The following is a 24,729-nucleotide window of genomic DNA, read 5'->3' on the forward strand; positions in this document are numbered from 1 at the left end:
CCCGGTCAGCCGGCAACGGCCGACCGGGCGGGAGCGCGTTCGGGCCTGCGCAGATCGACCCGCTGCCCGACCTCCGCGAACCGTCGCGCGGGCTTGTCCACCACCGCCCGCTGCGGCGGCCGCGCGGCCGCCGCCCGCGCCGCCGCCACCGGCGTCGGCAGCGTGAACCACACGACCTTGCCGGACGCGCCGTCCGGCCGCGCGCCCCAGCTCTCACTGACCGCGGCCACCATCGCCAGCCCGCGCCCGCACGTGGCGAGCGTGTCGCCGTCCTTGATGTCCGCCACGACCGGCAGTCGCGGGTCGTGGTCGCGCACCGAGACCATGAGCCGGTCGAGCAGCAGCTCGATCTCCACGGTGCACGTCTTGTCCGGCTGGGCGTGCTGGTGAACGTTGGTCAGCAACTCGGTCAGACCGAGGGCGGCGCGGTCTATCAACGGATCCAGATGCCAATAACGCAACTGCGCCGATACGATTCTGCGGACCTGACCGATCCGCGACGGCAGGGCTTGGAGCTCCACCGTGCAGTGCCTGCTTGGGTAACTGATCACGGCTGCGACTCCCCGACTGAAGAGGTCCGGAAGAACACGGAGTACGGATCCAGCAGGGTGCTTGAAGAAAACGGCCGCCTGCTGTCGTGGCCGGCGGGCTGGTTCGCAGCGTTATCGCCGGTAAACCCAGAGTGACGTGAGACCAGCGTGACGCAGGGGGTGCGGTACCGCAACTCGCGGTGACTCAGCCCTTACGCCCCGCGGCCTTCCGTACGGCCTCGATGAACCGGCGTGCCGCGGGTGGGCCGGGCTCTCCCGGAGCGGGGTCGTGATCGCCCAACGTCAGTGAATAGCGCTTGCCGTTGAGGTCCGCGAGCGCCCGGTCGTCCGGGGCGAACCAGGGCTTGGACGCCCGTACGGCCTGCACCGGCGCACTGTCGATCTCGCTGCCGTAGCTGGTGAGCAGCTCCACCCGGCCGTCGCTGATCCGTATCTGCCCGGCCCGGGTCAGCGAGCGCAGCCGCTTCCCGATCCGCACGCCCGTGGCCCTGAACTCCGGCTCAGCCATGCCCCGCCCCTTAGTGCGCCTCGGTGTGCCGGTCCGTCCCGCGTGGGCCGTAACCGGCTCTGATCGTGATCCAGTGTGCCCCCGTTCGGGACCGCTGTCCCGTCCGGTGCAGTGTGCCCGCGTACCGCGTCAAGCACCAGTACACACGTCCCACCTGGGCGCGAGCACTCGGAGCACTCGCGCGAATGCGCCCCCGACGGCGGCGTGAGACCACCGGTCCAGGGTTGCCTTTGAGGTTCTCAAAGGTGTGTTTATGCAGGTGAGAAGCGTGCGGAAGGTGTTTATGCTCGAAGCGGCGGACACGCGGGTCGCCGTTGTCCGAAGAGTATGAGGAGCACGCCGTGAGCACCGTCCAGCAGACCCCGTCCGGAGTGACCCTCGACATCGACCACAGTGACGCCGCCTACCGCGTCTGGCTGAAAGAAGCCGTCCGCAAGGTGCAGGCCGACGCCAACCGCTCGGCCGACACACATCTGCTGCGTTTCCCGCTGCCCGAGCGGTGGGGCATCGACCTGTACCTCAAGGACGAGTCGACCCACCCGACCGGCAGTCTCAAACACCGCCTCGCCCGCTCGCTGTTCCTCTACGGTCTGTGCAATGGCTGGATCCGGCCGGGCCGCCCGGTGATCGAGGCCTCCAGCGGCTCGACGGCCGTCTCCGAGGCGTACTTCGCCAAGCTGATCGGCGTGCCCTTCATCGCGGTCATGCCCCGCACGACGAGCGCCGAGAAGTGCCGCCTCATCGAGTTCCACGGCGGACAGTGCCACTTCGTGGACGACTCGCGGAAGATGTACGAGGAGTCCGCACGCCTCGCGATCGAGACCGGCGGCCACTACATGGACCAGTTCACCTACGCCGAACGGGCCACGGACTGGCGCGGAAACAACAACATCGCCGAGTCCATCTTCCGCCAGCTGCGCCTGGAGCGGTTCCCCGAGCCCGCGTGGATCGTCGCCACGGCCGGCACCGGCGGCACCTCCGCGACCCTCGCGCGCTACGTCCACTACATGCAGTACGACACCCGCATCTGCGTCGCCGACCCGGAGAACTCCTGCTTCTTCGAGGGCTGGACCACCGGCGATCCGGACGTCACCTGCGACTGCGGTTCCCGTATCGAGGGCATCGGCCGTCCCCGCATGGAGCCGAGCTTCGTGCCCGGCGCGATCGACCGGATGATGAAGGTGCCGGACGCGGCCAGCGTGGCCGCCGTGCGCGCCCTGGAGCGGGCCATCGGCCGCAAGGCGGGCGGCTCGACCGGCACCGGGCTGTGGAGCGCGCTGAAGATCGTCGCCGAGATGGTGGCCGACGGACGGCAGGGGAGCGTGGTGACGCTGCTGTGCGACCCGGGGGACCGGTACCTCGACAAGTACTACTCGGACGCGTGGCTGACCGAGCAGGGCCTGGACATCGCCCCCTACACGGCGGCCGTGGAGCAGCTTCTGGAGACGGGCGTCTGGCCCGAGTGAACCTCAGCGGGAAGCCGCGGCCAGCCGCCGGTCCAACGAGGTCACTGCGTCCCGGAAGGCCCGCCCGAGGCCGGCCCGTGCGAGGCCGAACGTGAACCGGAAGGGCGCCGTGCCGTCCACGGCGAACGTCCACTGCACCCGCGTCCCCGCCCCCGCCGGGGCGAGCCGCCACTCCTCGACCATCGCCCGGGCCCCCGGCGCGTTGGTGACGTCGACGCGGTAGGCGTACACCTCCGGGCTCTTCGCCGCGAGGATCGTCTCCTCGAAGCGCGTACCGCCCCTGAGCCGGATCTCGCGCCGCGCACCGTCGTCGAGCGGGCGGGCCAGCGTCACCGCGGCGAACCACTCCGTCCAGCCCGGCACGTCCTCGGCGAGCGCCCGGAACACCGTCTCCGGTGGCGCGGAGATCTCCCTCGCGAAGACATGCCGTACGGGCGCGCTCCCGACGAAGTCGAGCCCCACCTCACGCAGCAGGTGAGCCATGGACGAAACCCCCTATGCCGACACCGCACCGGGCAGCGCCACCATAGCTGGCACCCCGTCAGATGTCTGCACCCTCATCGGGCTCGCCGGCCACCACCAGCCGCCGCAGATGCTCGGCGATCTCCGCACGCGCCGCGCGCTCGAGGCCGGCGTCCGTCACCAGGGTGTCGACCTGCTCCAGCGCCGCGAACGAACTCAGCCCCACCACACCCCACTTGGTGTGGTCGGCGACCACCACGACCCGGCGCGCCGACTGCACAAGGCGCCGGTTGGTCTCGGCCTCCGCGAGGTTCGGCGTGGACAGGCCGGCCTCGACCGATATGCCGTGCACCCCGAGGAACAGCACGTCGAAGTGGAGCGCCCCGATCGCCTGGTCGGCCACCGGGCCCACCAGCGAGTCGGACGGGGTGCGCACCCCGCCGGTCAGCACCACCGTGGCCGCGCCCTGCCGGGGGCCCGTCGTGCGCTGCGCGGCGTGGAAGACGTCGGCGACCCGCACCGAGTTCGTGACCACGGTGAGGTCGGGCACGTCGACCAGCTGATGGGCCAGCGCGTACGTCGTCGTACCGCCCGACAGAGCGATGGCACTGCCCGGCGCGACCAGCTCGGCCGCCGCCCGCGCGATGTCCTCCTTGGCCGTCAGCTCCAGACCCGACTTCGCCTCGAAACCCGGCTCGTGCGTGCTGGCCTCGACCACCGGGACCGCGCCGCCGTGCACCTTCTCCAGCACGCCCTGCCGGGCGAGCGCGTCGAGATCGCGGCGCACCGTCATGTCCGACACGCCGAGCTTGCGGGTCAGCTCGTTGACGCGGACGCCGCCCCGGCGCCGCACCTCGTCCAGGATCAGGGAGCGCCGCTGCTCCGCGAGGAGGTTCTGATTCTCGCTCACGTACGCTTGGATCCTTTCGCCTCGAGCCGTCCGACACACCCCGCGTACCGGCTCTCACAAGGACATTCTCGCGTCCCTCCGGGCCGATGGGACGTCCCATCCTCGCATGGAGGGGTACCCCTTGCGCCACTGGTCGTCCCGACGCGCGCATGCCACATCGATATCGTCCGTTCCGCTGTACTTCACGCGGAACGGGGAGATTCCGTGAGAAGAGGTGTGCGGGACCCTCCCGGTGGAGATCCTGTGCCCGCACGGACAGAAGCCGACGGCTCGTCACGGGGGAAGTGCGAACAGTGGAACGTGCTGCGACGGGCGGGGCGGGCCCCGCCACGGAACTGCCCGACAGGCGGGGTGCGGGGCACCCGGATGCCGGGACCGCCCTGGAACTCCTGGTCCACGGCGTGGGCGGCACCACGCCGCAGGAGATGCTCGACGATCCGCGCACCGTACGGATCACCGGCGACGACACGGCCGCCGTATTCCGGCGCGCCGACGACGTCGACGCGGAGAGCCGGCCGGACGACTACCGGGGCAAACCGGTGCCCGAGGCGTACGTCTGGTGCAACCTCACCTCCGGCAACAGCGCACGCGCCCTGTGGCTGTTGCTGCTGCCGTTCATGGTGGTCAACCTCGCCCACTGGATGCGCCCGACCACCCGGGGTCGCGCGCGGACGGTACGCCTGTACGGACTGCTCGTACGGCTCGCGGGGCTGACGCTGACCGTGCTGCTCGTCGCCGCCGCCTGCGAGGTCGCCCTCGACCTCGCGGCCTGGCAGTGCGCGGGCACGCGCGCGTGCGCCGAGCAGCACAGCTGGCTGGGCTTCCTGTCGCCCGCGGCCTCGGGCGACGGCTGGTGGAGCCACCCCGGCCGCAGGCTCGCCCTGGCGGCTGTGGTGCCCGCCGCGCTGACCGGCCTGCTGTGGTACCTCTCCCGCCGCACCTGGAGCGCGTACGAGTCCCAGCAGCCGATGACCCGCGAGCCCGAGCCCGACGAGGAGCCCGGCGGCACCTCCCTGGGCCGCCCCGGCTTCTGGTACGGCCGCCGCCTGGTCGCCCGACTGCGCGCCGCGCACACCGCCGCCGGCCTGCTCACGGTCGCCGCGGCGGTCGGCTCGGCGGCCGCGCGCTTCGACCGCCGGCCCGGCGGAACCGCACTCCTCGACGCACTGGGCTGGCTCCTGGACGCGGCACTGGTCGGCTGCGCGACCGTCGTGGTCTGGGTGGTCTGCCGCCGCGGCCGCAGCGAGAACCGCCTCGACCAGGAACTCGACGAACATCTCGTACGGCGCCTGCCGCTCGCCGCCCTCGTCCTGCTGGCGCTCACCCTGGTGTACGCCGGCTGGGACCGGCCCGGCTGGCAGTCGACCGGCCGTCTCCCGGGCGACCCCACCTTCGGCGCCATCGCCTTCCTCCAGGGCCTGCTCGTCATCGTCCTGGCCGTCGTCGCCCACGTCCTGCACCGCACGCGGCCCGACCCGCGCGCCGCGATGCGCGGCCTCGGCGGACCGGCCGTGGTGATGCTGGCCTGCGCCCTCGGCGGGGTGATGTCCGGCGGCGTCGCCCAGCGGGTCGCCGACTGGCTCGACGGCGCGGGCACGTCGATCGTCGGCCCGCCGGTCCTGCTGACCTGGCAGGCCTCCGTGATCCCGCCGCTGCTGGTCCTCCTGCTGCTGCTCTGCGGCGGGCTGGCCCGGCGGGCCTGGCGACTGCGCCGCGCCGAGCTGGGCACGGTGGAGCGCGACTACGCCGGCGAGCCCCGGGACACGGCACGCACCGGCCGTATCGCGAGCACGCGCGCGATGGCCACGCTCACCGACCGCGCGCCCCTCGTCGTCGCCACCACCGCCGCGGCGACGCTGCTCCTGGGCGCCGGAGCCCTGGTCGGCGCCCTGACCACCGACGAGACACCGAGCGGGGCCGCCGACGTGACGTACGCCTTCGTGCACGGCGCCGCCCAGACCGCGCAGGCGCTGGGCTCCTGGCTGATCGGCGTCGGCTTCATACTGTTCGTCACCTGGGGCAGGCGCGCCTACAAGGACGCCTCCGCACGGCGCACCATCGGCATCCTGTGGGACGTCGGCACCTTCTGGCCGCGCGCCGCACACCCCTTCGCGCCGCCCTGCTACGCCGAGCGCGCGGTGCCCGACCTCACGTGGCGGATGGCGACCTGGACCCGCGCCGAGGAGGGCCGCCGCCTGGTCATCTCCGGGCACTCCCAGGGCAGTGTGCTCGCGGCCGCCGCGGTCTGGCAGCTCACACCGACCGACCGCAAGCGGGTCGCGCTGCTGACCTACGGCTCCCCGCTGGAGCGCCTGTACGGTCGCTGGTTCCCGGCCCACTTCGGCCCGGCCGCGCTCACCTCCCTGCACGCCGAGGTCGACTGCTGGCGCAATCTGTACCGGATCACCGACCCCATCGGCGGCCCGGTCCGGCTGCCCGGCGACTGCGGCCCCGCGGTGGACCGCGAACCCCTCAAGGACCCGCTGGCGTACGGCCGCACCGTGGAGCACCCGCTGCCCGCGCCCATCCTCGGCCACGGCGAGTACCAGGCCGACCCGGTGTTCGCCAAGGAGCGGGAGCGCCTGCTGGCACGGCTCCGGCCCGGGGTGCCCGGTCAGCGGCCGCAGGCCACGCCCGAGAGCTGATCGGGCCGGCTCGCGCGCGGCGGGTCAGATCAGCTCCGGCAGGTCCTCCTCGTACAGCAGCGTCAGGTCGTCCGTGCTGGGCTCCTCCAGCTGGGCGACCCGGCCCGCGTGCCGTTCCACCATCGCCTCGAAGGTCTGGCGTGCCGTACGGCCGTTGCCGAACGCCGGGCCCTTGGGGATCGCCGTGAAGTACTTCAGCAGGGCCTCGCAGACACCCGGGCCGAGCCGGTACTCGTGCTCCTCGGCCTGCTGCTCCACGATCCGCAGCAGCTCGTCGGGGCCGTAGTCGCTGAAGGTGATGGTCCGTGAGAAGCGGGACGCCACCCCGGGGTTGACCGACAGGAAGCGCTCCATCTCGGCGGTGTAGCCCGCCACGATCACCACGACCGCGTCGCGGTGGTCCTCCATCAGCTTCACCAGCGTGTCGATGGCCTCCTTGCCGAAGTCCCGGCCCGAGTCCTCCGGCGACAGCGCGTACGCCTCGTCGATGAACAGCACGCCGCCACGCGCCTTGTCGAACGCCTCCTGTGTGCGGATCGCCGTGGAGCCGATGTGCTCGCCGACCAGGTCGACACGGGACACCTCCACCAGGTGACCCTGCTCCAGGACGCCGAGGGAGGCCAGGATCTCGCCGTAGAGGCGGGCGACCGTCGTCTTGCCGGTGCCGGGGGAGCCGGTGAAGACCAGATGCCGCTTGACCGACGCCGCCTTCAGGCCCGCCTGCTGGCGGCGCCGGCCCACCTCGATCATGTCGGTGAGGGCCCGCACCTCGCGCTTGACGCTCTCCAGGCCCACCAGCGCGTCCAGTTCACCGAGGACGGCCTTGGATGTCCGCGTCGGCTTCTCCTCGGCCTGCGTGGCGGCGACGAGCGGCTCCTGCTCGGTGGTGCGCTGGCCGGGGATGGCGCCGAGCAGGCCGGGAGACTGGTGCGCCGTCTGCACCGCGGGCTCCGGCGCCGGAGGCGGCTGCCTGAGGCCCGCGCTCTCGTCGCTGGTGCAGTCCTCCACATCGGGGCCCACCCCGGAGGCCGCGTCCGGCCCGCCGTCCGCGAACTCGTACCCCCCGCGCGCGCAGCGCTCCGTACGGCACTTCTTCAGCGTCGTACGGCAGCCGTCGATCACATGGAAGCCATAGCCGGAGCTGCCCCGCACCCGGCAGTTCAGGAAGGTGCCGCGGCCGCCCGCCGAGACGTAGAACCCGGCCTCCGCCGGGGACTCGACCGTGCAGCGCTCGACGGTGGGGTCGGCGCCCTTGGTGACGATCACGCCGGTCTGGGTGCCGTCCAGAGTGCAGTTGTTGAGCATGCCGCCGCTGCCGTGGTCGCGGAACCAGGCGCCCGTCGCCGCGTCCCGGATCCGGCAGTCGTCGAGCTGGGCGGTCGCGCCGTCGCTCACCGAGACGGCCGTGTTGCGCACCTGGGACAGGTCGCTGTCGACGACGTCCGCGCGGGAGCCGCGGTCGAGGACGAACAGCGCGTCCGGCACGTCGCGCACCCGGCAGGAGTCCAGGACGGCGGTCGCGCCGTCGCTCACCCACACCGCGGGATAGTCGCCCGTGCTGTCGAAGATCTCGCACTGGTTGGCGTCCACGCGCGTGCCCGGATCCCACACCGACAGCCCGTTGCGCCCGAACTGACGCACCGTCGTGCGGGTCAGGGTGAGGATCGAGCGGGAGCGCAGGTCGACCGCGTTCTCCGGGATGTCGTGGATACGGCAGTCGGCCAGCGTCAGCACGGCGTCGGTGTCGAGGGTGACACCGTCGGCGGTGGTGCGGTGAACGTCGCAGTCGGTGAGGTGGGCGGTGGCCCGGCCGGTGACCTGGACACCGGAGCCCCGGACCTCGTAGACCTCGCAACCCACCGCTTCCAGCGCGGAGTTCTCCCCGGTCGCCGTCAGTCCCGAGCCCGCGGCGTGGTGCACCCGGCAGCGCTCCAGCCGGGGGTGGGCGCCGCCGCGCACGGCGATGCCGGCCTGACCGGCCGCGACGACCTCGCACTCCTCGAACACCCCGCCCCCGCCGTCCAGTACGGCGATGCCGATGCCCGCGGGGTTGTCGACGGTGCAGCGCCGCACGGTCGGCCGCGCCGCGCCGCGCACCTCGATCCCGGCCGCGGACCGCGTGACGATCCGGACGTCCGTCAGCTCCGGGGCACCCTCCTCGACCAGCAGCGCGGGGGCCGCCGCGTCCTGGCCCTCCACATGCAGGTCCTGAACCACCGCCGACGCGCGCACCGTCAGCGGTACACCGTCCACGGGCGCGATGCGCACCGAGCCAGGGGAGCCCTCGGGGCCGCGCAGGGTCACCGCCCGCTGGACGACGAGGTTCTCCCGGTAGGTGCCGGGCGCGACGGTGAGGACGTCACCCTCGGCCGCGGCCTCCAGGGCGGCGGCGAGCGATGCGTACTCACCCGTGCGGCGCCGCCACCGCGATGTGCCGGTGTGCGTCACCTGGACCGTGCCCTGTGCCATGGCGTTGACGTGCCCCCACCTCGTAGTACGCGGGTTTTGCTGCCGAAGAGTTCGGCCGGTCCACCGTAGCGTGCGCGCGGGCGGTGGGTTGACCAGAGCGGGAAGGCCGTCAGCTGCCGGTGCCGGTCCGGCCCCAGTCCGGACCCGCTCTGTCCCAGGCCTGGTCCCAACGCTCGTACCGGCGACGGACCATGCGCCAGACGACCAGCCGTCTCACGCCCTCGATCAGGCCGACCGTCAGCAGCGCCGCCCCGAACCCGGCGAGCACGGCATGCGTCGCCGCCGTCGCGGAGTCCAGCGGACGGGCCACGGTGCGGCCGTGCTCGTCGGTCCACAGCGGGAAGCGGTCGCCCGGGCGGGGGGTTTCGAGGCGGGCCATGACCCGGTCCTGGTGCACGGTGCCGTCCGGTGCGGTCCAGTCGGCCAGCACCCGGGTGCGCATGTTCCGTCCGGTGGCCGCCTCGGGGTCGACGTCCAGTGAGGAGCCGGGCACCTTGCGGACCACCGTCGCCGTCACCAGGTGCCGGGACGCGCGCTGTTCACGCACGGACTCCTGCAGGGTGCCCTGGGCGAGACCGCCCACCAGCGCGCCCACCAAGGGCGTCACGACCAGGATCAGCAACAGGGCCGCCAGAGCGACCCAGGCCTCGGCCAGATCGGTCGCACGGCGCAGCGGATTGTGTCGCCAGCGCCAGAGTCCGCTGATCGCCCGCATCGTCCGGCCACCCCCTTCCCCCTCCGTGATAACCCGTGGCGGAGCCGTTCACCGGCGGGCCCCGCCGAAGAGAGAGCGAAATCACCTGCGTTCGGGGCCTTTCATGAACTTCTCACGAAGAGTCCAACGCACGGGCTCCGAGCCGAGGTTCCCACCCGGCGTCGTCGGCGGGGATCCTTCTCAGCCGAGCACCGTGACCGGGTCGCCCACCCTGATCGTGCCTCGGGACAGGGGCACCAGGTTCTGGCCGAACAGCAGCCCTCCGCCCAGGCGGCGGTGTCTGCCCAGGGTGAGCAGGGGCTCCCTGCCACGCTCGGCGGTGGTCTGGTCGGTCGTGGTCACCACACAGCGCCCGGACTTCTTGGCGGCGCGGAAGGCGACCTCGCCGATGGAGATCCGCGACCAGTCGTCCTCGGCCCAGGCGGCGGTGCCCGACACGACCACGTTCGGCCGGAAACGGTTCATGGGCAGCGGGCCCTCGTGCGCGTGATCACCCCGTGCGATCAGGGAATTGAGGGCGTCGAGGGAGGCGGTCGTGGTGAGCAGCAAGGGGTAGCCGTCGGCGAAGCTGACCGTCTCGCCCGGCAGGGCGTACTCCGGGTCGACGGGCCGGCAGGTGCCCGGGTCGGCCATGTACACCAGGCGCGCACCGACGCCGAGATAGGCGCTGTACCAGAGGTGTGCGGCGTCGTCCTCGGCGAGCACCGCCTCGACCTTGTCCCGGAAGAGCTCCACCGGCATCGTGCCGACCGGGCTCGGCACGGGCACGGTCAGCGGATCCATGCCGGGCGCGGTCAGCCGAACGCCGCCGCCGGCCAACGGCTCGGCGGCGGCCAGCGCCAGGCGCGGTTGCTGGCGCTGTGTCACGACCTTTCCCCCGTCGTCGATCAGCATCCAGCGTCGATCTCCGGCCAGCCCCCAGGGCTCCACGAGGGCTTCCGGGCGCGCTGTGCCCCGGCAAGCCTTGACCGGATGAACGTGAATCGACTTCAGCTGCGCATGCCCCATGGGGCCATCGTGCCAGGTGGCGCCGACAGCCCTGGGGACAGCTCAGTAGCCGCGGTACTGCTGGTTGTTGTACGGGTCCTGATAGGGAGCCGCGGCGGGGCGGGGAGCCGCGGGGCGCATGGCCTCGTAGCCCGTGCCGCCGGGGGCCACCGGGCGAGGCTGCTGGGCCTGCGGACCCGGGTAGCCGCGCGGCGCGGCCGCCTGCTGCGGGATGTAGGCCGCGGGCGCCTGCTGCAGCGGGGAGGGCTGCTGCGCCTGCGGATAACCGTAGGAGGGCTGGGACGGGGCCGCCGGGAGGGCGGGCAGCGCCGACGGCAGCGCGGGCAGGTTGCTGCCCGGGGTGTCGTAGGCGGCGGGGACCCGGATCGGGGCGATCTGCGGGGTACCCCGCTCGGCCACGAGCGAGTCGTAGATCGGGGTGTCCGGGAAGGAGGCGGAGTAGTAGCCGCCGCCATAGGTGGAGCGGGGGGAGGTCATGGCGCATACGTTAAGCCCACGATGTGCTGGTTGGGGAGACCGATAAGAGGGTTGTTTTACGTGTCTGCAGTGACGCTGGATCCCCAATGCGAGCGAACTTGGCAAAAAGGGACGCCAATCGGCGTTCGGATCGTGTAAATGCCGAGTTCCGGGCCGGTTACCGGTGGTTGACCACCAGTGTTGCCGTGCCCCTGATCGGAGTCCGACGTGGCGGGGAATAGGTTGACCCTGTAGAGAGAACCCAATGGGCGGCCGGGACATCCCTGGCACGGCGATCAGGCGATGGGGGCGGACATGACAATGCCGAAAGGATCGAATGCGCCGGTGCCGACGACGGCACTGCGAGTCGAATTGGGCTGGCGCTCCGGACCCGGCGTGCCCGACGTGGACGCCTCGGCACTGCTGCTCGTCGGCGGAAAGGTCCGCTCCGACGCGGACTTCGTCTTCTACAACCAGGCGACGCACTCCTCGGGCGCCGTCCGGCACGAGGGCAAGCGGGACGCCGGCGGCCGGGTGACCGACAGCCTGCTCGTCGACCTCGCGCGCGTGGAGCCCGCCATCGAGACCGTCATCCTCGCCGCCTCCGCGGACGGCGGTACGTTCGGTCAGGTCCCGGACCTCTGCATCGACGTCAAGGACGCCGCGCAGGGCACCGCCGTCGCCCGCTTCGAGAGCGACGGCGCCACCGTCGAAACCGCTTTCGTGCTCGGTGAGTTCTACCGCCGCCAGGGCGCGTGGAAGTTCCGCGCCGTCGGCCAGGGCTACGGCAGCGGCCTCGAGGGCCTCGCCACCGACTACGGCATCACGGTCGACGAACCCCAGCAGACGCCGTCCACCCTGACGTCGCCCCCGCCCGCGGCGCCCCCGATGACCACGCCGCCGCCCGCCATGCCGCCGGCCGCCCCGACTCCGCCGCCCCAGGCGCCGCCGGTCAGCCTCAGCAAGGTCACGCTCACCAAGGCAGCCCCCTCGGTCTCGCTGACCAAGCAGGGCGGCACCTCGGGCACCATGCGCGTGAACCTCAACTGGGAGGTGCGCAAGCAGTTCTCCGGCTGGGCGAGCAAACTGGGCCGCCCGGTCGCCATGCACAACGACCTCGACCTCGACCTGTGCGCCCTGTTCGAACTGACCGACGGCAGGAAGGGGGTCATCCAGTCCCTCGGCAACGCCTACGGCGCCCTGCACCAGCCGCCGTACATCCACCTCGACGGCGACGACCGCACCGGTGCCGTGGCCAGCGGCGAGAACCTCACCATCAACCTCGATCACCAGCAGGCCTTCCGGCGCATCCTGGTCTTCGTGACCATCTACGAAGGGGCGCGCTCCTTCGCCGACCTGCACGCCACGGTCACCCTCACACCGCAGCACGGCGCCCCGGTCGACTTCTCCCTCGACGAGTGCACGGTCCCCTCGACGGTGTGTGCCCTCGCCCTGATCACCAACACCGGCGACGACCTGATCGTCCAGCGCGAGGCCCGCTACCTGGTGCCCGAGCGCGGGGTCAGCCCGCAGCGCACGGTCGACCACGCCTACGGGTGGGGCATGAACTGGACGCCCGGCCGCAAGTAGTCAGCCCTCGTCGGGCAGGGCGTCCGGGCGCGTGTAGGTGCGGCCCTTCCAGGCCGCGCCGCGCCCCCGGTAGTGCTGCACCGCGGAATCGACCGTCATCAGCAGATAGAGGAACGCGGTGAACGGCAGCAGGGGAGCGAGCCACAGCGGCTGGCGGTAGTAACGGAGCATCGGTACGTACGTCCCCGTCATCACCAGCCACGCGAGGCCCCCGGCGGCCGCCGTCGCCGCATCCGCACCGACCAGGCCCGCGACCACGGCCACGGGCGGCACCAGATACACCAGCGCGAGCCCGGCGACCGTCCCGGCCAGCAGCAGCGGGCTGTGCCGCAACTGGGCGTACGCGCTGCGCGAGACCATCCGCCACAGATCGCGCAGCCGCGGATACGGACGCACGCTGTCCACCCGCTCGGCCAGCCCCAGCCAGATATGGCCGCCGCCGCGCTTGACGGCCCGCGCGAGCGCCACGTCGTCGATGACGGCGTGCCGGATGGCGTCCGGGACGCGGGCCCGCTCGGCGGCATCCGTACGCAGCAGCACACAGCCGCCGGCCGCGGCCGCCGTCCGCGCCCCCTTCCTGCCGATCCACCGGAAGGGATACAACTGCGCGAAGAAGTACACGAAGGCGGGCACGACCAGCCGCTCCCACAGGCTCTCCACCCGCAGCCGCGCCATTTGCGAGACGGCGTCGAAGCCGCCGCTGCGGGCCGCCGCGACCAGCTCCCGCAGGCTGTCGGGCGCGTGCGCGATGTCGGCGTCCGTCAGCAGGAGGTACTCGGGGGCACGCGCGCGTGCCAGGCCGATGCCGTGCCGCACCGCCCAGAGCTTGCCCGTCCAGCCGGCGGGCGGCTCGCCGGGGGAGTCCACCGTCAGCGGCAGTCCGCCGTGCTTCCGCGCCAGCTCGCGCGCGAGTTCCCCGGTGCCGTCCGAACTGCCGTCGTCGACGAGGAAGATCTCCGCAGGCCCGGGGTAGTCCTGGGCGAGCAGCGACGGAAGGCTCCGGGGCAGGACCGCGGCCTCGTCGCGCGCCGGCACCACGATGCAGACCGACGGCCACTCGTCCGGCCGCGTCCGCCGCGGAAGCCTGACATCAGTACGCCAGAAGAAGCCCTGGCACAGCAGCAGCCACAGCCAGGCGGCCAGTGATCCGGCGGCGGTCCACGCGATGGCGCTCACGCGCGAAGTCTGCCCCACCGAAGCGGCCGGCAACGGCCCATCGTCTATCGTGGCCGGGTGAAGATCGCGCTGATGGACTCCGGAATCGGCTTGCTCGCGGCCACCGCCGCGGTACGACGGCTGCGACCCGACGCGGACCTCGTGCTCTCACTGGACCCCGACGGCATGCCCTGGGGGCCCCGAACCACCGAAGACCTCACACGGCGCGCCGTGGCCGTCGCCGACGCCGCCGCCGCGCACCGGCCCGACGCACTGATCATCGGCTGCAACACCGCCTCGGTGCACGCCCTGTCCACCCTGCGCGCCCGGTTCGAACCCGGCATACCGGTCATCGGCACGGTCCCGGCCATCAAGCCGGCCGCGGCCGGCGGCGGCCCCGTCGCGATCTGGGCCACGCCCGCCACGACCGGCAGTCCTTACCAGCGCGGACTGATCAAGGACTTCGCCGACGGCGTCCCCGTCACCGAGGTGCCGTGCTTCGGGCTGGCCGAAGCGGTCGAGCACGCGGACGAGACGGCGATCGAGGCCGCCGTCGCCGCGGCCGCCGCGCTGACCCCCGCGGACGTGACGACCGTCGTCCTGGGCTGCACGCACTACGAACTCGTCGCCGAACGCATCCGCACCGCCGTCCAGCGCCCCGGCCGCCCGCCGCTCGTCCTGCACGGCTCCGCCGGAGCGGTCGCCGCCCAGGCGCTGCGTCGGCTCGGCGAGCCGCCCACCCCCGAGGCCGAGGCGAGCGGCACCCTGACCGTGCTGCTGAGCGGCCGCGAGGGCGAGCTCCCCGAGCCCGCCCTGATCTACGACGAAGGCCGTCTGCTCCAAGCGGTCAGCCCCGCGCAGTGACCGACGGTCACAAAGCGGACGCGTATGGTCCGCGGGTTTCCCGGTCGGCGCAGTCACCCTCTGCGTCGAGGTACCGGCGCAGCGAAACCTGAGTAACCTCATAGCCATGAGGGACCACCCCCACGGCAGGAACCCGCACCCCGATGTCTGGACCGGGCGGGCGACCAACCGGGTCCAGTGGCTGCTGGCACTCATCGGCGCCGCCTGCATGGCGCTCGGGATCGAGCTGGCGGTCGACTCGCCGTGGACGGGCGGCGGCGCGCCGCTCGCCATGGCCGTCGTGGGCTGTATCGCGGCCGGGGTGCTGGTCCTCTTCGGCACGCTGGCCTTCGTGCATGTGGCCCTCAAGGTCGACCAGGAGTGCCTTGAGGTGCGCTGCGGCCACATCGGTGTGCCGCGCCGCCGCATCCCGCTGTCCGAGGTGGTGGGCGCCGACTTCGTGCCCCATGTGACCCCGCGGCACTGGGGTGGCTGGGGCTACAGGTGGCGACCCGAGAAGGGCACCGCGGTCGTCGTACGGCGTGGTGAGGGTCTGGTGCTGCGGCTGTGGGACGGCCACACGTTCACGATCACCGTGGACGACGCGGAGACGGCCGTGAGCGTGATCAGGGAGCGACTGCGGATGCGGGCGGCTGGAACCGCGCACTGACGAGGCCGTGATCGGGTTCCTGGCTTGGTGGTCCGAGTAGCCATGTGCGTCGGCCACAGCTCCGTATGTCGGTTGGCACCATGTGGATCCGCTACACCGCCGTTCACGGAATCATGGGGACAGCCGGTCTCCACGCGCATGAGTGTCGTCCTCGCGCTGCGATGACTCGACGGCGATCGGGCGTGCCGTGGCCAGCCCGGCCAGCAGACCCGCGCCGACCGACACCGCGGTGAAGCTGAGCGCGTTACCGACCGCGGCGATCGCCGCCACGGCCGTGAGTGCCGCACCCGCGGTGAGTGCGACCGGCGTGGGGCGGGTGGTGCGCCACAGTGCGAACAGGATCCAGCAGAAGGCCGCCGCCAGCAGCAGTACGCCGACGAGGCCCTGTTCCGCCGCCTGCTGGAGGGGCGCCGAGTGCGGCTTGCCGTCGGACAGCAGTGTCCTGGTCGCCGTCGTGCCGAGTTCCCTGAAGCGCCCCGGGCCCACGCCCAGGGCGAGGTCCTCGCGTGCCAGGCGCAGTGCGTCGTGCCACAGGTCGATCCGGTGGGCCGTCAGTTGGTCCTCCAGCCGGGCGAACAGCCCGCCGGGCACCGCGTTCGCTGCGATCGCCCAGGTCAGGCCGGTGACCGAGGCCGCGGTCAGGGCCAGTCCCGCGATGCCGAGGCCGCGACGGCGGATGCGGCCGGCGGCGAGCGAGCACAGCAGGACCGCGCAGCAGATGACGAAGCCGCTGGTCGAGCCCAGAGCGGCGGCGGTCACCGCGATTCCGGCCGCGAGGGCCCGTAGGCCCAGGCGCAGGGCGGGCGACGTCGTGGCCCAGGCGGCGCAGCAGGCGGCGCCGACGGAGAGGGTCAGTACGGCGGCGGTGGCCCCGGCGTGGCCCAGGGGGGTGACGATCTGCGGGCCGGGGGAGAGATGCGGAGCGCTCACCGTCAGGCTCACTCCGCCCAGAGCCCCCGCGCAGGGCGCGGCGACCGGCAGCAGCGCCCCGCCGATCCGGCCCGCGGCGTAGCCGGCGGCCACGGCGAGGATCGCCAGCAGCACACCCTCGGGGCGGCCGTCGTGCACGGCGGCCGACACCAGCGACCACGCGGCGCAGGCGCCCAGCACCACCACGCCCGCCGCGTCAGAAACGTTTCGTCTGTCACCGTCCTCATGCGGACCTGCCACAGACGTCATCCCCGCGACACCCAACCCGCCCCCCGAAACCGGTCCCCCGACCTGTGACGGACCCTCGCCGCCCGGACGGACCCCACCGGCCGGTACGACTGAGGCTCCGGCATACCGTAACGGCTTATGGTCGATTTGTGGACGTGTCGTGCAGGAACGATGCGTCGGTCTGTCGACGGCTTCGCGGCCGGGCTTCTCGCCACGGTCCGTACTCGCCCGGAACCATACGTACCGCTCGGGCCCGCCCAGGACCCCGTCGCCGCCGGGCCGCGCTGTCCGTGCCAAGGTCAACCGCCGTACACTCCCGGAGTGACCGTCACCGCAACCTCCGTGGACGAGTCGGACCAACTGGAGCCGCAGATAGCGCCCGCTTCGCGCGTGGCACGGCTCGTGCGCCTGGTTCCGGCCCTCACCGCGGCGCTCTCCGGAGTGCTGCTCTACGTCAGCTTCCCGCCGCGCACCCTGTGGTGGCTGGCCCTGCCGGCCTTCGCCGTCTTCGGCTGGGTGCTGCGCGGCCGCAGCTGGAAGGCGGGCCTCGGCCTCGGCTACCTCTTCGGCCTCGGCTTCCTGCTGCCGCTGCTGGTGTGGACCGGAGTGGAGGTCGGGCCCGGCCCCTGGCTCGCGCTCGCCGCGATCGAGGCGCTCTTCGTCGCGCTGGTGGGCGCGGGCGTCGCCGCGGTGTCGAAGCTGCCGGGCTGGCCGCTGTGGGCGGCGGCGCTCTGGATCGCCGGAGAGGCGGCGCGCGCGCGTGCTCCGTTCAACGGCTTCCCCTGGGGCAAGATCGCGTTCGGCCAGGCCGACGGTCTCTTCCTGCCGCTCGCCGCGGTGGGCGGCACGCCGGTGCTCGGCTTCGCGATCGTCCTGTGCGGCTTCGGGCTCTACGAGTTCGTACGCCTGGTCCTTCAACGGCGGCGCACTCGGGCCATCCAGCGGTCCGCTGCGGCCGTGGCCCTGCTGAGCGTGGCCGTGCCCGTGGTGGGCGCCGTGGCCGCGCGGCCGCTGGTCAGCGACAAGGCCGAGGACGGTACGGCCACCGTCGCGGTCATCCAGGGCAACGTGCCGCGCGCGGGGCTGGACTTCAACTCCCAGCGGCGGGCCGTACTGGACTACCACGCGCGGGAGACCGAACGCCTGGCCGCTGAGATCAAGGCGGGCAAGGCCGAGCAGCCCGACTTCGTGCTGTGGCCCGAGAACTCCTCCGACATCGACCCCTTCGCCAACGCCGACGCCCGTGCCGTCATCGACACGGCCGCCAAGGCGATCGGTGCGCCCATCTCGGTGGGCGGTGTCGTCGAACGGGACGGAAAGCTGCTCAACGAGCAGATCCTGTGGGACCCGGTCAAGGGACCCGTCGACACCTACGACAAGCGGCAGATCCAGCCCTTCGGCGAGTACCTGCCACTGCGCTCGCTCGTCGGGGCGATCAACGAGAACTGGACCTCGATGGTCCGCAAGGACTTCAGCCGGGGCAGTGAGCCGGGCGTGTTCACCATGGACGGCGCCAAGGTCGGCCTGGTCACCTGCTACGAGGCGGCCTTCGACTGGGCGGTCCGCTCCGAGGTCACCGACGGCGCGCAGATGATCTCCGTGCCGAGCAACAACGCGACCTTCGACCGCAGCGAGATGACCTATCAGCAGCTCGCCATGTCCCGCGTCCGCGCCGTCGAGCACAGCCGGACCGTCACCGTGCCGGTGACCAGCGGTGTCAGCGCGATCATCATGCCGGACGGGAAGATCACGCAGCGGACGGGCATGTTCGTCGCCGACTCGCTGGTCCAGGAGGTCCCGCTGCGCTCCAGCGAGACGCCCGCCACGCGGCTGGGCATCCTGCCGGAGATCGCCCTGCTGGTCGTCGCCGCGGGCGGTCTCGGCTGGGCGATCGGCGCCGGGCTCCGCGCGCGGCGCGCCGGTGACGTGTAGCCGTACGCCGGTCGCACGCCCCCGGAACTCGCCGGGGGCGCCCCCACCGGCCCGTTAGGGTCGGGGCCATGGCTACTCCTGACTTCATTCGTACGATCCGGGCCTCGGCCGGCCACCAACTGCTGTGGCTCCCCGGGATCAGTGCCGTCGTCTTCGACGACGAGGGACGGGTCCTGCTGGGGCAGCGCGCGGACAACCACAAGTGGACGGTGATCAACGGCATCCCCGACCCGGGCGAGCAGCCCGCCGACTGCGCCGTGCGCGAGGTGCAGGAGGAGACGGGCGTGCGGTGCGTCGCCGAGCGGGTCGTGCTGGTCAGGTCCGGCAGCCAGGTCACCTATCCCAACGGCGACATGTGCCAGTTCATGGACATCACCTTCCGCTGCCGCGCCGTCGGCGGCGAGGCCCGCGTGAACGACGACGAGTCCGTACAGGTGGGCTGGTTCGAGGTGGACGCGCTGCCCGAGATGGACGAGCGTCAGCTGTTTCGGATCAAGCAAGCACTGGCCGACGAACCCACGTGGTTTGAACCTATGGCCTCGGACTGAAGTATGTGCGGCAACCATATGTGGCCTGGTGGCGGTGCTGCCTAGGGTCGAGCCATGACCTCGCCCAGCACCCTCCCGGCCCGAGGCCCGTCCTCGCCCTCCCCGCTCGACCTCGGCGGCCGCACCGCGCTGGTCACCGGTGCCGCCGGTGGCATCGGCCGTGCCTGTGCGCTACGGCTCGCGGCCGCAGGGGCCAAGGTCAGAGCGGTCGACCGGGACGCCGCGGGCCTGGAGGAGCTCGCCGAGCGGGCCCGGGGGCTCGCCGGCGCGGTGGAAGCACATGTCCTCGATCTCACCGACCTGGACGCCGCCGAACTCGCCGCCGCCGGCACCGACGTCCTGGTCAACAACGCGGGGCTGCAGCTGGTGCGGCCCATCGAGGAGTTCCCGCCCGACGTCTTCCACACGGTGCTCACCGTGATGCTGGAGGCGCCGTTCCGGCTCATCCGGGGTGCCCTGCCCCATATGTACGGGCAGGGCTGGGGCCGGATCGTCAATGTGTCCTCCGTCCATGGGCTGCGCGCCTCGGCATTCAAGTCGGCCTATGTGGCCGCCAAACATGGCCTGGAAGGACTCTCCAAGACCGCCGCCCTGGAGGGCGCACCCCATGGCGTCACCTCCAACTGTGTGAACCCCGCCTATGTGCGCACCCCACTGGTCGAGAAGCAGATCGCCGACCAGGCCCGGGCGCACGGCATCCCCGAGGAGCGGGTGCTGTCCGAGGTGCTGCTGCAGGACAGCGCCGTCAAGCGGCTCATCGAACCGGAGGAGGTCGCGGAGGCCGTGGCGTACTTGTGCGGCCCACAGTCCTCCTTCGTGACCGGCACGTCGCTGGTGCTCGACGGTGGCTGGACCGCGCACTGACCGGCTGGGGCCGGCCGTGTTCCGAGTTGTCCACAGGGCTGACGGGACGACGGTGCGATGAGCAATCCTGTCGGCATGTCCCGCGATCACGTGCACCCCGACCAGCGTTCCGCCGCCGCAGCCGGAGCGCCCCTGAGCAGCGTCGAGACACCGTTTCTCGAGCTGCTGGCCCGGGGAGCGTCCGCCGACGCCTACGAGCAGCCGGCGCTGCTCGCCCGTGCCGAGGGCAGAGCCACCGAGCAGATCGTCGCCCTCGAACAGGCCAAGCTGCTCGCGCTGCGCGTCCGCTCCGAGCTGGAGGGACGGCGCCGACGCGAGGCCGAGCTGTCGGCCCTGTTCGAGACGGCCCACGACCTGGCCGGACTGCGGGACCTGGACGCCGTACTACAGGCGATCGTGCAGCGCGCCCGCTCACTCCTCGGCACGGACGTCGCCTACCTCAGCCTGAACGACCCGGCCCGGGGCGACACCTATATGCGGGTGACCGAGGGCTCGGTCGCCGCCCGCTTCCAGCAGCTGCGGCTCGGCATGGGGGAGGGGCTCGGCGGACTCGTCGCGCAGACCGCCCGCCCCTATGTCACCGACGACTACTTCAAGGACGACCGCTTCCAGCACACCCTCACCATCGACGCCGGAGTGCGCGACGAAGGGCTGGTCGCCATCCTCGGGGTGCCGCTGATGCTGGGGCACCATGTCATCGGGGTCCTCTTCGCGGCGGACCGGCGCGCCCGGGTCTTCGAGCGGGAGCAGATCGCGCTGCTCGGCTCCTTCGCCGCCCTCGCCGCGGCCGCCATCGACACCGCGAACCTGCTCACCGAGACCCGCTCGGCCCTCGCCGACCTGGAGCGGGCGAACGAGATCATCCGGGACCGCAGCGGAGTCATCGAACGGGCCTCCGACGTACACGACCGGCTCGCCCAACTCGTACTGCACGGCGGCGGGGTGCACGACGTGGCCGCCGCCGTCTCCCAAGTCCTGGACGGCGCGGTCGAGTTCACCGAGGTCACCGCCACACCGGCCGAGGCCCTGGAGGCATCCCGCGCCGAAGGCCACGCGGTACGTCACGCCGACGACTGGATCGCCGCCGTGGTCGCGGGCGGCGAACTCCTCGGCGCACTGGTGCTGCGCGGCCAGCCCGGCCTCGACCCCGTCGACCAGCGCACCCTGGAACGGGCCGCGACGGTCACCTCTCTTCTGCTCCTGGCCCGGCGCTCCGCGGCCGAGGCCGAACAGCGGGTGCGGGGCGAGCTGTTGGACGACCTCCTCGACGCCCGCGACCGAGACCCCCGGCTGCTGCGCGAGCGCGCGGCGAGGCTGAACGCCGACCTCGACGCCACCCACGTCGTCCTCGCCGCCCGTCTCGACGCCGCAGCGGCCGACGCCGACCAGGAGGCAGCCGCGCGCAGACGCCTGTGGTCCGCCGCGTCCCACCTCGCCGCGACCCGGCACGGACTGGCCGCCGCCCGCGACGGCGGCACCGTACTGCTCCTGCCCCTCGCATCGGGAGACACGGCCACCGCCGTGGCCCGCCGCGCCGCCCGGCACCTCGGTACGGCCGTACACGAAGCCGTCAGCGTCGGCGCCTCCGCCCCGGTCGAGGACCTGGCCGCCCGCCCGGACACCGTGGCCGCCGCCTACGAGGAGAGCCGGCGCTGCCTCGACGCACTGCGACTGCTCGGCCGTTCCGGGGACGGCGCAGCCGCCGAGGACTTCGGATTCCTGGGGCTGCTGCTGGCGGGGGACCGGGACATCGCAGGCTTCGTCGACCGTACGATTGGCCAGCTCGTCGCCTACGACGAGCGCCGCGGCACCGACCTGCTGCACACCCTCGACGCGTACTTCGCCTGCGGAATGAGCCCGGCCCGCACCAAGGACGAACTCCACGTCCATGTGAACACGGTCGCGCAGCGCCTGGAGCGCGTCGGCCGCCTCCTGGGCGCCGACTGGCAGAGCCCGGCGCGCGTCCTGGAGATCCAACTGGCCCTGCGTCTGCACCGGTTGTCGGCACCGACACAGCGCTGACCCCCGCACGCACGGGCGTACGGGGGTCGGATTCCCGGGCCGGCCGCGTGAGCCGGTGACCAGGGGCCGGAGATCAGACGGTGTGCGCGTCCGTCGCCGGGGCCGCCGCGGGCTCGGCATCGGCGGCCGAAGGGGCGATGTCGGCCAGATCCCGGTGACGGGTCTCCTTGGCCGCGCCGACCGCGATCACCGTCAGGACGGCAGCGGCGATGACGTAGAGCGCGATCGGGGTGGAACTGCCGTAGTCGGACAGCAGCGCGGTGGCGATCAGCGGTGCGGGAGCGCCCGCCGCGACCGAGGCGAACTGGGCACCGATCGAGGCACCGGAGTAGCGCATCCGGGTGGCGAACATCTCGGAGAAGAAGGCGGCCTGGGGTGCGTACATGGCGCCGTGCAACACCAGACCCACGGTCACGGCGAGGAGCAGACTGCCGAAACCGCCGGTGTCGATGAGCCAGAAGAACGGGAACATCCACAGCCCGACGCCGATCGCGCCCACCAGATAGACGGGACGGCGACCGATCCGGTCCGACAGCGCACCCCAGCCCGGGATGACGGCGAAGTGCACGGCCGAGGCGATCAGGACGGCGTTGAGGGCGGTCTGCTTGGAGACACCGGCGGACGTGGTGGCGTAGACGAGGATGAAGGCCGTGATGACGTAGTAGCTGATGTTCTCCGCCATACGCGCGCCCATCGCGACCAGCACATCACGCCAGTGGTGCCGCAGCACGGAGACCAGCGGCAGCTTCTCGGCATCGGCCGCGGAGGCGGTTGTGGCCTTGCGTGCCTCCGCCTGCGCCAGTGCCTGCTTGAAGACAGGCGATTCATCGACAGAGAGACGAATCCACAAACCGACGATCACCAGCACACCGGAGAGCAGGAACGGGATCCGCCACCCCCAGCTTCCGAAGGCGCTGTCCGACAGCACCGCCGTCAGCAGCGACAGCACACCGGTCGCCAGCAACTGTCCCGCGGGCGCACCGGTCTGGGGCCACGAGGCCCAGAAGCCACGCCGACGCGCGTCCCCGTGCTCCGACACCAGCAGCACGGCCCCGCCCCACTCACCACCGAGTGCGAAGCCCTGCACCAGCCGCAACACGGTCAGCAGCACAGGCGCCGCGGACCCGATGGTCGCGTGCGTCGGCAGCAGTCCGATCGCGAAGGTCGCCCCACCCATCAGCAGCAGGCTCAACACCAGCAGCTTCTTACGGCCGAGCCGGTCACCGTAGTGCCCGAAGACCAGAGCGCCCAGCGGCCGTGCGGCGAATCCGACGGCGTACGTCAGGAACGACAGCAGAGTGCCGACGAGAGGGTCGGAGTCCGGAAAGAACAGCTTGTTGAAGACGAGGGCGGCGGCCGACCCGTAGAGGAAGAAGTCGTACCACTCGATGGTGGTGCCGATGAGGCTGGCGGCGACGATGCGACGGAGGTTCGCGGGTGGTGGGGGAGCGGTGGTTCCGGAGGCCATGTGCGCCACTTCCTCGTGTGCGGTGGGGACGGGTATGTGTTCGCACACCGTAGGAAGGCGCAGGTCAGGGGCACATGTGGTGGGGCTACATAGTTCGGGGGCGGGGTGTGCGTGTTGCCCCTATGTCGGCACGGGCCGTCCCTGCCACCGACTTCCTTGAGCGCATCCCAGGAATGGCTGATTCACACCTAAGAGATCAGTCACCATCCGTTGATGAATCATTACTATGTGCCACCCAATGACAGCCTCGTCGAAGGAAGCCGTGTGGAGCGCAGCCGTACCGACCTGAAGATCCGCGCCGTCCTCGCCGCGATGGGCGTCACCGCCGCCCTCGCGGCCGCGCCCTCCGCCCAGGCGGCCCCGGCCGAGCCGGGCGCTCCTCGGGCCGTCGCCACGGCACCGGCTCCCTGCACAGGCGAGTTCGAGGGCGACAAGCGGCTCGGTCCGAAGCACCTGCCGCGGAAGTGGCAGCAGCCGGTGGGGCCGCTGCTCAACCACTACCATCGCACCGGAAAGCTGTCCTCCACCGAGTTCCTCGAGAAGTACTGGCAAGGGCCTGCCGGCACCGGCAGCTGGAAGTACCCGCCGAACGACGGTTTCGCCGAGGTCAACGGCACCGTCGACAAGGCCCCCAAGCTACTGGTCGACGGCCAGCGTCTGGACCGCTTCGGCTCCGAGTACGGCTCGTATCTCGCCCCCGCCGGTGACGCGTACGCCAAGCGCGCCCTGCCCCCGCAGAACCTCAACACCCGGGACGCGGCCTTCCCGTGCGACTATCACCTGTACAAGGTGACCAAGCCGTTCGTCGTCTGGCAGGGCTCCATCGCTCCCTGGTTCGAGCAGCCGGGCGGTGGACAACAGATCAAGCTCGACCCGGCTTTCCTGGATCCGGGCGAGGGACAGCGTCTGAACGTCAACTGGCTCCTGGACCACGGTTATCTGGCCCGCGTCCCCTCGTGAGCCACCGGCAGACACTCGAGCGGGTACTCCGAGAGGCTGGAGTGCCCTCCGAGCACTACTGGATCGAGGGCGTCCACGAACCCACGCCCACCCCGCCCGACTTCGTCTATCTGCGCGCACGGCCGGACGGCGGCTGGGAGACAGGGGTATTCGAACGGGGCACGTACGAGCCCGCCGCCGAGCATCCGACAGAAGCCGCCGCATGCGCCCACCTCCGTACCTTGCTCGGCGTCTGATCATCAACCGCAAGAACGCTCCTACCGGTCTCCTTCCGTCCGGCGGGGTCGAAACGGCGTACTCCGAGGATTCATCACTGGTACAGGTCGCTG

Annotated in this window: 22 protein-coding genes; 11 read left to right on the top strand and 11 right to left on the bottom strand. The window is 71.9% G+C overall.

Features of this window, described 5'->3' with window-relative positions; genetic code table 11:
* Window positions 1–5 precede the first annotated feature (5 nt).
* The gene (locus IM697_RS19055) at window positions 6–551 is read right to left on the bottom strand and encodes an ATP-binding protein (protein ID WP_194048904.1); all 546 of its coding nucleotides are present in this window, start codon (window positions 549–551) and stop codon (window positions 6–8) included.
* Window positions 552–735: 184 nt separating this feature from the next.
* Entirely contained in the window at window positions 736–1,059 is a 324-nt protein-coding gene (locus IM697_RS19060) for a hypothetical protein (protein WP_194048905.1), read from the bottom strand.
* Window positions 1,060–1,400: 341 nt separating this feature from the next.
* Here IM697_RS19060 and cds1 point away from each other — a divergent pair, with 341 nt between their 5' ends.
* Window positions 1,401–2,525: an L-cysteine desulfhydrase Cds1 gene (gene cds1 / locus IM697_RS19065; RefSeq protein WP_194048906.1), complete on the top strand. Its 1,125-nt coding sequence runs from the start codon at window positions 1,401–1,403 to the stop codon at window positions 2,523–2,525.
* 3 nt (window positions 2,526–2,528) lie between these two features.
* Here cds1 and IM697_RS19070 read toward each other — a convergent pair whose 3' ends face one another.
* Both IM697_RS19070 and IM697_RS19075 read right to left on the bottom strand, forming a co-directional pair.
* Entirely contained in the window at window positions 2,529–3,008 is a 480-nt protein-coding gene (locus tag IM697_RS19070; protein ID WP_194048907.1) for an SRPBCC family protein, read from the bottom strand.
* Window positions 3,009–3,066: 58 nt separating this feature from the next.
* A complete protein-coding gene (locus tag IM697_RS19075; RefSeq protein ID WP_194048908.1) occupies window positions 3,067–3,897 on the bottom strand; it encodes a DeoR/GlpR family DNA-binding transcription regulator in 831 nt (276 codons plus the stop codon).
* Between the two features lie 335 nt (window positions 3,898–4,232).
* On the opposite strand from IM697_RS19075, the gene IM697_RS19080 reads away from it, so the two are divergent.
* Window positions 4,233–6,542 carry a hypothetical protein gene (locus IM697_RS19080; RefSeq protein ID WP_194049769.1) on the top strand — a complete coding sequence of 770 codons (2,310 nt, stop codon included), beginning with the start codon at window positions 4,233–4,235 and terminating at the stop codon, window positions 6,540–6,542.
* Window positions 6,543–6,566: 24 nt separating this feature from the next.
* Here the strand turns inward: IM697_RS19080 and IM697_RS19085 are convergent, their stop codons facing one another.
* The 4 genes from IM697_RS19085 to IM697_RS19100 form a co-directional block, all read right to left on the bottom strand.
* Window positions 6,567–9,011: a right-handed parallel beta-helix repeat-containing protein gene (locus IM697_RS19085; protein WP_194048909.1), complete on the bottom strand. Its 2,445-nt coding sequence runs from the start codon at window positions 9,009–9,011 to the stop codon at window positions 6,567–6,569.
* 109 nt (window positions 9,012–9,120) lie between these two features.
* Window positions 9,121–9,726 (bottom strand): Rv1733c family protein, encoded by a 606-nt coding sequence (locus IM697_RS19090; RefSeq protein WP_194048910.1) that lies wholly within the window; start codon window positions 9,724–9,726, stop codon window positions 9,121–9,123.
* 180 nt (window positions 9,727–9,906) lie between these two features.
* The gene (locus tag IM697_RS19095) at window positions 9,907–10,734 is read right to left on the bottom strand and encodes an MOSC domain-containing protein (protein WP_194048911.1); all 828 of its coding nucleotides are present in this window, start codon (window positions 10,732–10,734) and stop codon (window positions 9,907–9,909) included.
* A gap of 42 nt (window positions 10,735–10,776) precedes the next feature.
* Window positions 10,777–11,211, bottom strand: a complete 435-nt coding sequence (locus tag IM697_RS19100; protein WP_194048912.1) for a DUF6643 family protein — start codon at window positions 11,209–11,211, stop codon at window positions 10,777–10,779.
* A 300-nt stretch (window positions 11,212–11,511) separates the two neighbouring features.
* Here IM697_RS19100 and IM697_RS19105 point away from each other — a divergent pair, with 300 nt between their 5' ends.
* Entirely contained in the window at window positions 11,512–12,780 is a 1,269-nt protein-coding gene (locus tag IM697_RS19105) for a TerD family protein (protein WP_194049770.1), read from the top strand.
* On the opposite strand, the gene IM697_RS19110 is transcribed toward IM697_RS19105, so the two are convergent.
* On the bottom strand, window positions 12,781–13,956 hold the full coding sequence (locus tag IM697_RS19110) for a glycosyltransferase (RefSeq protein WP_194048913.1): 1,176 nt from the start codon (window positions 13,954–13,956) through the stop codon (window positions 12,781–12,783).
* 57 nt (window positions 13,957–14,013) lie between these two features.
* On the opposite strand from IM697_RS19110, the gene IM697_RS19115 reads away from it, so the two are divergent.
* A complete protein-coding gene (locus tag IM697_RS19115; RefSeq protein ID WP_194048914.1) occupies window positions 14,014–14,799 on the top strand; it encodes a glutamate racemase in 786 nt (261 codons plus the stop codon).
* A 106-nt stretch (window positions 14,800–14,905) separates the two neighbouring features.
* Window positions 14,906–15,448 carry a hypothetical protein gene (locus tag IM697_RS19120; protein WP_194048915.1) on the top strand — a complete coding sequence of 181 codons (543 nt, stop codon included), beginning with the start codon at window positions 14,906–14,908 and terminating at the stop codon, window positions 15,446–15,448.
* Between the two features lie 111 nt (window positions 15,449–15,559).
* On the opposite strand, the gene IM697_RS19125 is transcribed toward IM697_RS19120, so the two are convergent.
* The gene (locus IM697_RS19125) at window positions 15,560–16,627 is read right to left on the bottom strand and encodes an O-antigen ligase family protein (protein WP_194048916.1); all 1,068 of its coding nucleotides are present in this window, start codon (window positions 16,625–16,627) and stop codon (window positions 15,560–15,562) included.
* A 300-nt stretch (window positions 16,628–16,927) separates the two neighbouring features.
* Between IM697_RS19125 and lnt the strand changes: the two genes are divergently transcribed.
* The 4 genes from lnt (at window position 16,928) to IM697_RS19145 (ending at window position 21,972) form a co-directional block, all read left to right on the top strand.
* Window positions 16,928–18,538, top strand: coding sequence for an apolipoprotein N-acyltransferase (gene lnt, locus IM697_RS19130; protein WP_194048917.1), 1,611 nt, complete (start codon window positions 16,928–16,930; stop codon window positions 18,536–18,538).
* A gap of 68 nt (window positions 18,539–18,606) precedes the next feature.
* Window positions 18,607–19,086: an NUDIX hydrolase gene (locus IM697_RS19135; protein ID WP_194048918.1), complete on the top strand. Its 480-nt coding sequence runs from the start codon at window positions 18,607–18,609 to the stop codon at window positions 19,084–19,086.
* Between the two features lie 54 nt (window positions 19,087–19,140).
* A complete protein-coding gene (locus IM697_RS19140; RefSeq protein WP_194048919.1) occupies window positions 19,141–19,950 on the top strand; it encodes a 3-hydroxybutyrate dehydrogenase in 810 nt (269 codons plus the stop codon).
* Window positions 19,951–20,025: 75 nt separating this feature from the next.
* Complete coding sequence (locus tag IM697_RS19145; RefSeq protein WP_194048920.1) at window positions 20,026–21,972, top strand: helix-turn-helix domain-containing protein; 1,947 nt, start codon at window positions 20,026–20,028, stop codon at window positions 21,970–21,972.
* 73 nt (window positions 21,973–22,045) lie between these two features.
* On the opposite strand, the gene IM697_RS19150 is transcribed toward IM697_RS19145, so the two are convergent.
* Window positions 22,046–23,440, bottom strand: coding sequence for an MFS transporter (locus IM697_RS19150; RefSeq protein WP_194048921.1), 1,395 nt, complete (start codon window positions 23,438–23,440; stop codon window positions 22,046–22,048).
* A 312-nt stretch (window positions 23,441–23,752) separates the two neighbouring features.
* On the opposite strand from IM697_RS19150, the gene IM697_RS19155 reads away from it, so the two are divergent.
* Both IM697_RS19155 and IM697_RS19160 read left to right on the top strand, forming a co-directional pair.
* Complete coding sequence (locus IM697_RS19155) at window positions 23,753–24,400, top strand: TNT domain-containing protein (protein WP_228044970.1); 648 nt, start codon at window positions 23,753–23,755, stop codon at window positions 24,398–24,400.
* Between the two features lie 41 nt (window positions 24,401–24,441).
* Complete coding sequence (locus IM697_RS19160) at window positions 24,442–24,636, top strand: hypothetical protein (RefSeq protein WP_228044752.1); 195 nt, start codon at window positions 24,442–24,444, stop codon at window positions 24,634–24,636.
* Window positions 24,637–24,729 lie beyond the last annotated feature (93 nt).

Source organism: Streptomyces ferrugineus (assembly GCF_015160855.1).
Taxonomy (GTDB): domain Bacteria; phylum Actinomycetota; class Actinomycetes; order Streptomycetales; family Streptomycetaceae; genus Streptomyces; species Streptomyces ferrugineus.

Excerpts from the sequence above, each read along its gene's own strand:
- IM697_RS19070 (WP_194048907.1), bottom strand. The coding sequence starts at position 3,008 with ATGGCTCACCTGCTGCGTGAGGTGGGGCTCGACTTCGTCGGGAGCGCG.
- IM697_RS19105 (WP_194049770.1), top strand. The coding sequence starts at position 11,512 with ATGCCGAAAGGATCGAATGCGCCGGTGCCGACGACGGCACTGCGAGTC.
- IM697_RS19120 (WP_194048915.1), top strand. The coding sequence starts at position 14,906 with ATGAGGGACCACCCCCACGGCAGGAACCCGCACCCCGATGTCTGGACC.
- IM697_RS19155 (WP_228044970.1), top strand. The coding sequence starts at position 23,753 with ATGGGCGTCACCGCCGCCCTCGCGGCCGCGCCCTCCGCCCAGGCGGCC.
- IM697_RS19140 (WP_194048919.1), top strand. The coding sequence starts at position 19,141 with ATGACCTCGCCCAGCACCCTCCCGGCCCGAGGCCCGTCCTCGCCCTCC.
- IM697_RS19135 (WP_194048918.1), top strand. The coding sequence starts at position 18,607 with ATGGCTACTCCTGACTTCATTCGTACGATCCGGGCCTCGGCCGGCCAC.
- IM697_RS19100 (WP_194048912.1), bottom strand. The coding sequence starts at position 11,211 with ATGACCTCCCCCCGCTCCACCTATGGCGGCGGCTACTACTCCGCCTCC.
- IM697_RS19150 (WP_194048921.1), bottom strand. The coding sequence starts at position 23,440 with ATGGCCTCCGGAACCACCGCTCCCCCACCACCCGCGAACCTCCGTCGC.
- IM697_RS19125 (WP_194048916.1), bottom strand. The coding sequence starts at position 16,627 with ATGACGTCTGTGGCAGGTCCGCATGAGGACGGTGACAGACGAAACGTT.
- IM697_RS19145 (WP_194048920.1), top strand. The coding sequence starts at position 20,026 with ATGTCCCGCGATCACGTGCACCCCGACCAGCGTTCCGCCGCCGCAGCC.
- IM697_RS19090 (WP_194048910.1), bottom strand. The coding sequence starts at position 9,726 with ATGCGGGCGATCAGCGGACTCTGGCGCTGGCGACACAATCCGCTGCGC.
- IM697_RS19085 (WP_194048909.1), bottom strand. The coding sequence starts at position 9,011 with ATGGCACAGGGCACGGTCCAGGTGACGCACACCGGCACATCGCGGTGG.
- IM697_RS19060 (WP_194048905.1), bottom strand. The coding sequence starts at position 1,059 with ATGGCTGAGCCGGAGTTCAGGGCCACGGGCGTGCGGATCGGGAAGCGG.
- IM697_RS19095 (WP_194048911.1), bottom strand. The coding sequence starts at position 10,734 with ATGGGGCATGCGCAGCTGAAGTCGATTCACGTTCATCCGGTCAAGGCT.